The 12,004-nt window shown below is 53.3% G+C and carries 8 protein-coding genes; 6 read left to right on the forward strand and 2 right to left on the reverse strand.

What is annotated here, in order from left to right; translation table 11 throughout:
• The first annotated feature begins 17 nt into the window (after nucleotides 1-17).
• The 6 genes from ACY1JZ_RS25530 (at nucleotide 18) to ACY1JZ_RS25555 (ending at nucleotide 10,157) form a co-directional block, all read left to right on the forward strand.
• Nucleotides 18-2,867 carry an alpha-mannosidase gene (locus ACY1JZ_RS25530; RefSeq protein ID WP_462631562.1) on the forward strand — a complete coding sequence of 950 codons (2,850 nt, stop codon included), beginning with the start codon at nucleotides 18-20 and terminating at the stop codon, nucleotides 2,865-2,867.
• A 153-nt stretch (nucleotides 2,868-3,020) separates the two neighbouring features.
• Entirely contained in the window at nucleotides 3,021-4,589 is a 1,569-nt protein-coding gene (locus ACY1JZ_RS25535) for a response regulator (RefSeq protein ID WP_270168963.1), read from the forward strand.
• Between the two features lie 17 nt (nucleotides 4,590-4,606).
• Nucleotides 4,607-6,373: a sensor histidine kinase gene (locus tag ACY1JZ_RS25540; protein ID WP_462631563.1), complete on the forward strand. Its 1,767-nt coding sequence runs from the start codon at nucleotides 4,607-4,609 to the stop codon at nucleotides 6,371-6,373.
• Nucleotides 6,374-6,457: 84 nt separating this feature from the next.
• On the forward strand, nucleotides 6,458-8,134 hold the full coding sequence (locus tag ACY1JZ_RS25545) for an ABC transporter substrate-binding protein (protein ID WP_462631564.1): 1,677 nt from the start codon (nucleotides 6,458-6,460) through the stop codon (nucleotides 8,132-8,134).
• A 198-nt stretch (nucleotides 8,135-8,332) separates the two neighbouring features.
• Nucleotides 8,333-9,205, forward strand: coding sequence for an ABC transporter permease (locus tag ACY1JZ_RS25550; RefSeq protein ID WP_270172807.1), 873 nt, complete (start codon nucleotides 8,333-8,335; stop codon nucleotides 9,203-9,205).
• A gap of 25 nt (nucleotides 9,206-9,230) precedes the next feature.
• Nucleotides 9,231-10,157 carry a carbohydrate ABC transporter permease gene (locus tag ACY1JZ_RS25555; RefSeq protein ID WP_462631565.1) on the forward strand — a complete coding sequence of 309 codons (927 nt, stop codon included), beginning with the start codon at nucleotides 9,231-9,233 and terminating at the stop codon, nucleotides 10,155-10,157.
• Nucleotides 10,158-10,299: 142 nt separating this feature from the next.
• Here ACY1JZ_RS25555 and ACY1JZ_RS25560 read toward each other — a convergent pair whose 3' ends face one another.
• Together ACY1JZ_RS25560 and ACY1JZ_RS25565 are read right to left on the reverse strand one after the other, a co-directional pair.
• Nucleotides 10,300-11,037 (reverse strand): hypothetical protein, encoded by a 738-nt coding sequence (locus ACY1JZ_RS25560; RefSeq protein WP_462631566.1) that lies wholly within the window; start codon nucleotides 11,035-11,037, stop codon nucleotides 10,300-10,302.
• On the reverse strand, nucleotides 11,034-11,888 hold the full coding sequence (locus ACY1JZ_RS25565) for a hypothetical protein (protein ID WP_462631567.1): 855 nt from the start codon (nucleotides 11,886-11,888) through the stop codon (nucleotides 11,034-11,036). The genes ACY1JZ_RS25560 and ACY1JZ_RS25565 overlap by 4 nt, the downstream gene beginning before the upstream one ends.
• Nucleotides 11,889-12,004: the final 116 nt, after the last annotated feature.

The following is a 12,004-nucleotide window of genomic DNA, read 5'->3' on the forward strand; positions in this document are numbered from 1 at the left end:
GGAGGCTCCTTACTGCCATGACAAGAAAAAAGGCCCATCTGATTACACATACGCACTGGGATCGCGAATGGTATCTGCCCTTCGAGCGCCATCATATGCTGCTGATCGAGCTGATGGATACGCTGCTGGACACGCTCGATCGCGACCCCGAGTTTCGCAGCTTCCATCTGGACGGACAGACGATTATTATCGATGACTACCTGCAGGTGCGCCCGCAGCAGCGCGAGCGTCTGGAGCGTTACATCCGCGAGGGGCGGATCATTATCGGGCCATGGTATATTTTGCAGGATGAGTTCCTGACCAGCTCCGAGGCCAATGTGCGCAACCTGCTGATCGGTCATCAGGATGCCGCGCCCTACGGCGTCATCTCCAAGCTCGGCTACTTCCCCGATTCGTTCGGCAATATGGGGCAGGCGCCGCAGCTGCTAAGGCAAGCCGACATCGACACCGCGGTCTTCGGACGCGGCGTTAAGCCGACCGGCTTCAACAATATGGTGAGCGAGGCGGACAGCTATGAGTCTCCGTACTCCGAGATGTTCTGGCAAGGGCCCGACGGCTCGACGGTTCTCGGCATTTTGTTCGCCAACTGGTACAACAATGGCATGGAAGCCCCGGTGCTCCCGGAGGCAGCCAAGCCATACTGGGACAAAAAGCTGGCGGACGCCGAGAAGTTCGCCGCTACACCAGAGCTGCTGTTCATGAACGGCTGCGACCACCAGCCGGTGCAGACCGATCTGACCCAGGCGCTGGCGACTGCGCGCAAGCTATTCCCGGAGGTCGACTTCGTCCATTCCAGCTTCGAGGAATATATCGCAGCACTGCGGGCCAGCCTGCCATCCGAGAAGCTCGTGACGGTCGAGGGCGAGCTGCGCAGTCAGCGTACCGACGGCTGGGGGACGCTCGTCAATACGGCCTCCGCACGCATCTATCTCAAGCAGCTCAATGCGGCCTGCCAGACGCTGCTGGAGAAGGGCGCGGAGCCGATGGCGCTGTTCGCTCGCCTGGCCGCCGGCAAGAGCTACCCGCATGATCCGCTCACCTATGCGTGGAAGACACTGATGCAGAATCATCCGCATGACAGCATCTGCGGCTGCTCTGTCGATGAGGTGCACCGCGAGATGGTGACGCGCTTTGAGAAGAGCCGCCACGCTGCACAGTTCATTATCGACGAGAGCATGGCTGCTATTGTTCAGACCGTGGATACGTCGGCCTTTGAAGGCTATGGCGAGCAGGCCTTCCCGTTCGTCGTATTCAACACGACCGGTTGGGCACGCAGCAGTACGGTGACGGTCGAGCTGGAGACGGACAAGCTGTATTTCAGTGAGCGTCCGTCCATCGCCGCATTGACCGCTGAACTGGAGAGCATGCCATGGGTACGCGAGCACTATGCGCTGGTGGATACGCAAGGCCGCGAGCTGCTGGCGCAGGCGGAGGACGCAGGTGTGCACTTCGGCTATGATCTGCCGAAGGACAAGTTCCGCCAGCCGTATATGGCACGCAGAGTGCGCCTGACCTTCGAGGCGAGCGCGGTTCCGGCGGTCGGCTATGCCTCCTATGCCTGGGTGAAGCGCGCGGCAGGCCGGGCGCTTCTGGCGCCGGAAGCGTCCTCCGCCCTGCGCGTGCACAGCAACGGGATGGAGAATGAGCAGCTTGCCGTCCGCATTCTGGAGAACGGCTCGCTCGAGCTGACGGACAAGCAGACCGGGCGCACCTATACGAATCTGCTCGTCTATGAAAATTGCGGCGACCTGGGCAACGAATATGTATTCAAGATGCCGGAGCAGGAGCAGCCGCTAACGACACGCGACCTCCATGCGTCGATCCGCCTCGTGGAGAACGAGCCGTATCGAGCGACATTCGAGATCGTGCATGAATGGCGCATCCCTGCGCGAGCGGACGAGCTGTTCACCGAGGAGAAGCGCAGGCTGATCCCGTTCACCGAGCGCAAGGCTCAGCGCGTGGAGGAGACGGTCCCGCTTCGCATCGTCACCTCGATCTCGCTGGAGCGTGAGGGCAAGGGGCTGCTGGTGCATGCCCGCTTCACGAATGAGGCGCGCGACCATCGTCTGCGCGTGCTGCTGGAGAGCGGCATCCATGCGGCGCAGCATGCAGCCGACTCGATCTTCGAGGTAGCGCGGCGCGATACCGTCCCGGCTCCGGAGTGGATCAATCCGAGCAATGCCCAGCATCAGCAGACCTTCGTCAGCATAGCCGATGAGCAGCATGGCTTGACCGTTGCCGGTATTGGTCTGCACGAATACGAGGTGCTGCAGGATGGACGCGGTACGATCGCTGTCACCTTGCTGCGTGCCGTATCTGAGCTGGGCGACTGGGGCGTGTTCGAGACGCCGGAGGCCCAATGTCTGGGCGAGCATGAGGTGCAGTTCGCCATCTACCCACATGCGGGCGATGTCGTGCAGTCGCAGACCTATGCTGCTGCTTACCAGTTCCAGGCTCCAGTGTTCCGCATCCAGACGGGCGTCCACTCCGGCTCCCTGCCGCCTGTTCATCGCTTCCTTGACTGGAATGGCCAAGCGCTGGCGCTATCCGCCGTCAAGATGTCGAAGGAGCGTGACGATGCCATTATTCGCTGGTACAACCTGGACAGCGCAGGCCAAACGCTGGAGTTCACGCCAGCCTTCGCAGCCGCAGCAGTATACAAGAGCGACATTCTGGAGCGCCGACGTGAAGCCGTTGCGATCGTTGCTGACGGAACTGCCCCAGTTGCTGCTGTAAGCGAGGGGCAAGGCGAGGCGCATGATGCGAGGCAGGCTGCTGCCTGGACTGCTGCTGCAGATACTCCGCTCATCAGCCAGCCTGTCGGCAAGGCAGAAATTATTACGTATGCGATTGAGTTGAATTCCTAATCGAGCGAAGCTAATCGTTCAGCCCTGACCTAACATGAGGTCAGGGCTGTTCGCATTATCAGGATAAGATCGCTGGATTGAATTTGAATTGTAACCATCGTCCGGTACCGCTACAATAATACATTGTAAATAGTTGAATAAGGAGGCTTGCCTATGTATAAGGTGTTGATCGTGGACGATGAACTCTATGTGCGCAAAGGGTTGATTGGGCTAATCGACTGGCAGAGGATGCCCTATGAGCTATGCGGCGAGGCCGAGGACGGGCAGCAGGCGCTGGCGATGATCGAGCAGCTAAGGCCAGAGCTTGTTATTGTCGATATACGCATGCCCGTGATGGATGGCCTGGAGCTGATCCGGCAAGTGAAGGCGGCAGAGCGGCATCAGCCGTTATTCATCATTGTCAGCGGCTATCATGATTTCTCCTATGCCCAGCAGGCGCTGCGCTATGATGTCACCGACTATATCCTCAAGCCCGTCGATGAGAGAGAGCTTGCTGCCACCTTGAAAAAGGCCGCTACGACGTTGAATCGTCTGAATCTGTCCCAGCTAGCCAATGAACAGCAGCTCGCGGAATCCGTCATCGAGACCTTGCTGCAGGCCACTCCCAGCGATCCCGTCATGATGCAGATCGCCAAAGCGCTGGAGCTTGACCCCCATTGTCCATACAGCTATGTCATCGTTGAGGTGCAGGATGGGCTCCCCCATGGCACCGTGGATTACTTGCCTCTGCTTCGTCAGGCACTCGGGCGTTGTCTACATAAGGAAGCGCTTCATCCCCCCATTCATGTACGCGCGTACAATCAATACGGCCTCCTCCTGCCAGCATCGTCTTCACTGCTGCCCGGCAGCCATGGGGAGCATCTGGCCTACTCTGCGATGCAGAAGGCGCTGGAGCGGGAGACCCAAGAAGCGGTCGTCTTGTTTGCCGGGCGAACCGTCCCGAGCCTCAGCCGCGTCGCCGAATCCTTCAACAGCGCCAACGAATGCTTGAAGTACCGCTTTGCCGCCGGCATGGAGCGAGTCGTGCTCGCCGCTGATATGCTGGAGCGTCCTCTCTACTATTTCGATGTTGAGGAGGAGCTTCATCGCCGGCTGCTGGTCGAGATCGAGGAGCAGCGACGCGACGATTATCTGGTCACCATTCATAGCCTGTTCAGCAGCTTCTCGCATCTGCATTTTGCCCCTAGCGCTGTCTCCAATACGATTACTCGCAGTCTGGTGGCCATCATGAATGCCATCCGGCTGCTCCAGGGCAATGAAGAGGAGCTGTCTCTGCTTGGCGACCTGCTGGACTGGCAGGATCGCTACCGCAATGTACACCAATTGCAGGAGGCCTATATTCGCCTGGTAGATGAAGCGGCCGCCTATATCGCAGGTAAGCGAAACGAGCATAGCAAGGGCAGCATTGACAAGGTGAAGAAGTATATCGATGCCCATTATACCGAGAACATCACGCTCAAAAGCATCGCGGCGACATTTTATATGAACTCCATCTATCTGGGACAGCTATTCCGCAAGACGTATGGCAGCTACTTCAATGAGTATGTGCTCAGTCTGCGAATCGAGGAGGCCAAGCGGCTGCTGCGGCAGACGGACATGCGGATATATGAAATCGCCGAGCAGGTGGGCTTCCAGAGCGCTGATTATTTTGCCACCCAGTTCGAGAAGCTGGAGCGTATGACGCCTACCGATTACCGCAACCGGATGATTGGCAGGAAGTAGGAAGGGACGGGAATGCGATGTTTAAATCTCATATCAATCATCTCAAGCTGCGCAACAAGCTTATTCTGATCTATACGGCCTGTGTCTTTATCCCGATCGTGCTCACGCATATCATCTTCTATAATGTGACGACCCATAACATCAAGGAGCAGAAGACTGTAGACGCCAACCGTGCTCTCATGCTGCTGCATAAGGAATTAGGCGCGGCCATCGACGATGCCGCCGGCATCTCCTACCTGTATTCGATCGACAAATCGCTAGACCACCATCTGAATGCCGACTACGCCTCCTATGACCAGTATGTCGAGTCGCTGGCCTCCATCGAGCAATTGTTCAACCGCTCTGACAAGGAGTACAAGACGATCAGCTCTACCGTTATATTAAGCGATAATCCGATGGTGCTGGCCTCCGACCATATTGTCGATCTGGACGACGATGCCCGGCACACAGACTGGTATCGCAGCCTGCAACCGATCAGCCATACCTACCCCTATCTATATGTCGATAAGGATGGAATCCATATTCTACAGAAGCTGTCGGATGAACGCTATCACCCCTACGAGCATATTCTCAAGATCGATCTGAACATGGATCATATCCACCAGCTATTTGACCTGTCGAGCTTCGAGGGCACCCTCTATTTTATCGATCCGATGCGGCAGATTCGCTACAGCGTGGCACTGGATGGCAGCCAGTCGCTGGCTCCTGCTCCTCTTGACGGGATGATTAGGCCGGATCGGTTCATCGATATGCAGCTTCATTATCAGAACAGTCGTTACCTTAGAGGCTGGTCTCTCTATGGCGTGCTGGATGAAGGACAGATTCTGTCCGAGGTGCGGCAATCGGGGTTTTACATCATCTGGCTGGCGCTTCTGACCTTCCTCGTCCCAACCATCATTATCATCATGATCTCCCGCTCCATTCATTCCCGCCTCAAAAATATTCTGATCCATATGAGACGTGTCAAGGGCAAGCACTTCGAGCCGGTGCCCTATGATCAGGAGCGTGACGAGATCGGCCAGTTAGCCCTGGAATTCAACCGGATGATCGAGCGCATCGAGAGTCTGATCAATGATGTATACGTCACGGTAATCCAGAAGAAGGAGCTGGAAATCCGTCAGCGACAGGCTCAACTGCACGCGCTGCTCAGTCAGATCAATCCGCACTTTCTGTTCAATGCCCTGGAGACGATCCGCATGCGCAGCCTGATCAAGGGCGAGACAGAGACGGCCGGGACGATCCGCAATATGGCGCGCATCTTCCGTACCTCCATCTCCTGGAAGCGCAGCTTCGTGTCCATTCGCGAGGAGATTGAGCTGATTGAGAGCTTTCTGGAGATTCAGAAATATCGGTTTGCAGGCAGGCTGACCTACCAGATTTCAATGGATGAGGCGCTCTATGAGACGCTTATTCCGAAGATGACCTTTTTGCCGTTTGTTGAGAATGCCAGCATACATGGGATTGAGAATCATCAGGGCATCGGCTTCATCACGATCCAGATCGCGCGTGAAGGTCGAGATATCGTCTTCGTCATTGCCGATAATGGCGCAGGGATGAGCGAGGAGAAGGTGAAGGAGCTGCAGCAGTATCTCACCGAGGATGACGCGATCTCCGAGTCCGTCGGAATCAAGAATGTGTATATTCGGCTCAAAATTTGCTTTGGCGACGATTTTACGTTCGTTATTCATAGTCAGCCGGGACAGGGCACCCGCATTACCCTTCGCTTGCCCGCAGATGCAATGAAGGCACCGGAGCCGGAAAGACCTAAGCTTTATGAAGAATGAACTAAGCTTTGGCGGGTAACGGAGCGCTGCTTGATCTTTTATACTGAAAGTGCTTACAAACAAAGGATAGAAAGGGGTTGCACAATGGGCACAAATAAATGGCTCCACACAGGTCTGGCGGCGGTGATGGCATCTGTCCTACTGCTCGCAGGCTGCAGCAGCAGCAACACGCCTGACAACAAGGGGGCAAATGCAGGAGATAGCACGGAGCCGGTCACCTTCACGTACTTTGGCTTTGGCACGAACAAGGATGTGATAGCCAGTGACACTGTCATCGGCAAAAAATTGCAGGAGCAGACCGGCGTAGACTGGAAGATGGAGTTCGTCGTCGGCGATGCGAGTACCAAATCCGGCGTCATGATTGCCGGGGGCGATTACCCGGATGTCATCTCCCCGGTCGCCGAGCTGGAGAAGCTAGTGGACGCAGGAGCACTCATTCCACTCAATGATCTAATCGAGGAGCATGCGCCTAATATTAAGCGCGTCTACGGCGATTACATGAACAAAATCACCTATGAGGACGGCAATATCTACATCCTCCCTTATACAGCCAACGTGAACGGCTACTTGTCCGATCCCGATGTGACCCAAGGCGCCTTCTGGATTCAGCGGCGTGTGCTGAAGGAGTTCGGCTATCCTGAGGTGAAGACGCTGGATCAATATTTCGAGCTGATCGAGAAGTATCAAGCCAAATACCAGAAGATCGACGGCAAGGATACAATCGGCTTCATTACCTCCGCCGGCGTATCGGGCGACTTCTACTCCATTACGAACGTGCCGATGCATCTGGCCGGCTATCCGAATGACGGCAATGTGATGGTCGATATGGACACCCACGAAGCTAAAATCTATGCTGCAAGCGACTACGAGAAGCAATGGCTGGCCGCCCTGAACCAGATGAGCAGCAAGGGGCTGCTTGATCCCGAGACGTTCACCGCCAACAAGGACCAGTATCTGGCGAAGCTGACCTCCGGTCGCGTCCTCGGCTATTTCAACTATGCCTGGCAGGTAACGGATGCGACCAACAATCTGAAGGCGGCAGGCAATGATGATCTGCGCTATGTGGCTCTGCCGATCGTATTTGACGAGAATACGAGAGATGCGTATATTGACCCACCAGCTTTCGTGAATAATCGCGGAATCGGCATCTCGATCAGCGCCGATAATCCTGTTCGCATTATTAAATATTGGGATAATCTGCTGACGGAAGAAAACCAGAGGCTCGTGCAATGGGGCGAGGAGGGTGTCACCTATTCGGTGAACGACAAAGGCCGGTTGGTGATGACCAAGGAGCAGATCGCCAATCGCAACGACAATGAGTTCAAGCGCAAGTATGGCTGGGCCTACTTCGATTATGAATGGCCTCGCTATGGCAGCAACTCCATCCTGGAGGATGGCAATGCGTATTCTGTCGCCAACCAGCCTGAGGTGGCAGCCGAAACGTACACGGAGGGCGACCTTGCACTGCTGAAGGCTTACAATGTCGAAACGTTCTCCCAGTTGTTCGCCCAGCCACAGGAGCGTCCATGGTACCCTGCCTGGAGCATTACGAAGGAGCAGGGTTCGCCGGAGCAGATCTTTAATCAGAAGTCTAGCGACCTGCAGAAAAAATATTATCCCAAGCTCGTCTTTGCCTCCAGCAGCTCCCAGTTCGACTCGATCTGGACAGAGTATACGAATGAATTCAACAAGCTGGACGTCGCCGGATTCGAGCAATTCGTAACGACCAAGGTCAAGGAGCGCGTAGCAGGGAAATGGTAGTCTAGGGCGTGTCTGAAAACGACACGACCTAATGAACGCAGCAGGGAAAAGTGAAGCAGCCTTCGCTTTTCCCTGCTCATGCTTGAAGTACAGGAAAGGAGAAAGGCCAACGTGGAGAAACCTGCGATACACCATGCAGCGACAGTCGCTGCACCATCCCGATTGTTGATCTATTTCAAAAAGCTGTCCAAGCAGAAAATGCTGATGCTGATGTCCCTGCCCTTTCTTGCCTGGCTGTTTCTGTTCAAGTATGTTCCCTTATGGGGCTGGACGATTGCCTTCCAGAAGTTCCGGCCGGCCAAGAAGCTATTCGATCAGGCATGGGTTGGACTGGATAACTTCAGAACCTTGTTTCAGGAAGAGGCATTCTATCTTGTGCTGCGCAACACGCTCGTCATGAGTACGATCAATCTGGTGCTGGGCTTCGGCACAGCAATTGTGCTGGCTCTGCTGCTCAACGAGCTGCGCCATATTGTGTTCAAGCGAACCGTACAAACGATCAGCTACTTGCCGCATTTTATTTCGTGGGTCGTCGCGGCGAATATTGTGCAGACTACACTCGCGCCAGAAGGCATCGTCAACGTGCTGCTGCTCAAGCTTCATCTGATCGATCAGCCTGTGCTGTGGCTGGGCAAGGGGGAATATTTCTGGGGCATTCTCGGAATGACCGAGGTATGGAAGAACGTTGGCTGGAACACGATCATCTACCTGGCTGCCATTACGACCATCGATCCCTCGCAATATGAAGCTGCCCAGATCGACGGCGCCAGCCGACTTCAGCGTATCTGGCACATTACTCTGCCGGGGATAAAGCCGGTCATTGTCATCTTGCTGATCATGAATCTCGGACATATCCTGGAATCCGGGTTCGAGCCGCAATATTTGCTGGGCAACAGTATGACCGTAGACTACTCGGAGAATCTGGATATATTCGTGCTGAAGTATGGCATGCAGATGAACAACTACGGCCTCGCGACAGCCGCAGGCATGTTCAAAACCGTCGTCAGCTTCATCTTCCTGATCGCTGCGAACCATATCGCCAAGCGGTTGGGTCAGAGCAGGCTGTACTAATCCCGAAGCAAGGAGGCGATGACGCATGAGTCAAGCCAAGCGATCGCGCAAGCTGCATGCACCCGTATCGGATGCGGTATTCGATGCATGCAACACTCTATTTATGCTGCTGCTCATCGTTGTGACGCTCTATCCATTTGTGAATATGTTCGCCCTGTCCTTCAACGACGCCAATGACTCCATCCGCGGCAGCATCTATATATGGCCCAGAGAATGGACATGGCGCAATTATGAGTATATTTTTAATGAGGCTTACATTTTTTTTGCTACCTTCATCTCGGCGGCACGCACCATAGTCGGCACGATCATCTCCGTCTTTTGCACGGCGATGCTCGCCTATGCCATCAGCCGACCGGATTATTTGCTGCGCAAATTCGTCACGATTGCCTTTATATTCACGATGTACTTCAGCGGCGGCCTCATTCCGAACTACCTTCTCATCAAGGAGCTTGGCATGCTGAACAGCTTCTGGGTGTACATTATTCCCGGCATCATCGGTGTGTTTAATATGATCGTCATCCGTTCCTTTATTGAAGGCTTGCCGGATGGCATCATGGAGTCGGCCAGAATCGACGGCGCCGGCGAATTCACGACGTTCATGCGCATCGTCCTGCCGCTCACCGTCCCCGCACTGGCAACGGTATCGCTATTTGTCGCCGTCTATCAGTGGAATTCGTGGTTCGATGTGTTCCTGTACAACTCCTCGAAGATTGAGCTGAGCACGCTGCAATATGAGCTGATGAAAGTATTGTCCACCTCCACCACCACCACAAGCAGCGGCGGGACGGCGGCCGATGCCTTCGCCAACGCCCAAGGCAATGTAACGATGGTGACACCCACCTCGATTCGCGCCACGATGACGATTATCGCCAGTCTGCCCATTATTGTCGTCTACCCGTTCCTCCAGAAATACTTTGTACAGGGCATGACCTTAGGTGGCGTGAAGGGCTGAGCCGCCAGGCTCAAGTCCTTCACGTCAGGTGAGGTCGGCCCGTGCCGCGCAACCTATCATGGGGCTTCGCTAATAATTAAGTTGGACGAGAACAGGTGAGTTTTCCGTCCAACCCTCACTGTAGCTGGGTAGCCCCCACTCCTCAATCCATATAATCTATGACATTTAAAATTGTATCTCTCAACGCAATATAGTTTGTTCCTTCATATGGAGATATTTCCTCGTATATTTTTGTTAATGCTTTCTTCAACTCTGATTCTTTCAACTCAGGTATTTCACTTTCCATCATTTCTACTAGTTCCAGAAAAAGACTTAATTTCAGGGGGAAATCAGGTTCAACATTTCCTCTCTCCTCAACAAAGTGAATGCCATCAGAAATAATATGCTTGCTAGCATTTACAAGAACAAATCCAACTATCTCATCATTTTGCAGAACAAAAGAAAAATCCCCTGTCATATTCACTAAAACAACTCGCTCTAATTTATCCCATTTCTCTGAATAAGAAATTATCTTATCCTCTCTAGTATAATATTCTGTTATATGGGATAATTTGCTGCTGAAATTTTTCTTATCTCTTAATTTAATACTTCCGTTTTTTTCCTCAAACTGTTTTGATTCCAATTCTTCTTTGATTACATTTATGGGTTCTGTTAGCTTTATTACAGCCCCAGAGAATCTTAAATCATCTTTATTAAATAAAATAGTATCTGCATCAGACCATAACCAATCAAAACTTCCATATGAAATTTTTTTTAGATCTTCTATTTCTTTATAATCTTTTTCCTTACCAATCCATATAATTTGACTGGATAAGTACCATCTTATCTCATCATTAGTAGTGGTTAGATTGTTATCAAATATAAATTTCAAAATTTTCATGGTATTATTTGAGTCGCAGGCGGCATAGTTCCTCCACTAGGAGTGGGGATAGTTCCATTTACTATTGAGTCATGTGTGACGGGCATACCAGGATCTGTCGGTTTTCCACCAAATATAGCAGCGCCACTTTCACCTCTTGCCCTATCTGGTCCATAACTAGTAATTACATTCCCTTTGGAACTGCCTTTGCTCTCAACTATTACCACATTATCCCCTTTCCTATATATCAAATTTTGGGTATTGTTGCCTGAAACATATACTGCGTCAGGTTTTGATAAAATCTCTAGCTCTTTCTCTTTGCCAAGCCTACCATGATAGTTACTTGCATATTTAATTTTTCCGTCTTCGGCTTTAGCACTAATATCGGATGCAGATTTAGCCTGCTTCTCAAACCCTTTAGGTACGCCTTTACCATTACCCGTCCCCTCACTACCACTTCCCTTACTTCCTTCTCCACCCTTGCCGCTATTTCCTCCATCCTTCTTCCCGTTCCCTGTACCAGATGAGGGCTCCTCCGGCTTCGCCTTCGGCGCTGCTGGCGGCGGGTTCGTTCCCGTGTTCTTCGACGGGCTGCTTCCGTTCGCATTCCGTCTTGGCGGCGTTCCTCCACCGCTCGTCAAGCCCATCGTGCCGTATCGCGATGCGTTCTTGACGTCTCGAATTGACATCACCGCATCGGCCAACGCCACCATTCCGAACCAGAACTGGTCATTCGCCGCCTGTTGTTCATTGTACTGTTCCCAGAACTCGCTCCACGCCTCGTCTGCCTGCTCCTCGCTCGCGCTCCCTCCGCTCTGTGTCAGACGCGCAAACCATTGCTCCGCCTCGCTCTTGCTTTTGTTCGGATACAACTGCTGATACCAGCGGATTGCGTTTTTTTCAGCCCCTCATATTCTCCGCTCGACGGGTCTTTCCTTAGTACATCACTCATCACCAGATACACTTCTGCCGCTCGATTTCGCTCCGG

The organism is Paenibacillus sp. J5 (genome assembly GCF_054955055.1).

Coding starts and splice junctions, on each gene's coding strand:
- ACY1JZ_RS25545 (WP_462631564.1), top strand. CDS start 6,458: ATGGGCACAAATAAATGGCTCCACACAGGTCTGGCGGCGGTGATGGCA.
- ACY1JZ_RS25535 (WP_270168963.1), top strand. CDS start 3,021: ATGTATAAGGTGTTGATCGTGGACGATGAACTCTATGTGCGCAAAGGG.
- ACY1JZ_RS25550 (WP_270172807.1), top strand. CDS start 8,333: ATGCTGATGCTGATGTCCCTGCCCTTTCTTGCCTGGCTGTTTCTGTTC.
- ACY1JZ_RS25560 (WP_462631566.1), bottom strand. CDS start 11,037: ATGAAAATTTTGAAATTTATATTTGATAACAATCTAACCACTACTAAT.
- ACY1JZ_RS25555 (WP_462631565.1), top strand. CDS start 9,231: ATGAGTCAAGCCAAGCGATCGCGCAAGCTGCATGCACCCGTATCGGAT.
- ACY1JZ_RS25530 (WP_462631562.1), top strand. CDS start 18: ATGACAAGAAAAAAGGCCCATCTGATTACACATACGCACTGGGATCGC.
- ACY1JZ_RS25540 (WP_462631563.1), top strand. CDS start 4,607: ATGTTTAAATCTCATATCAATCATCTCAAGCTGCGCAACAAGCTTATT.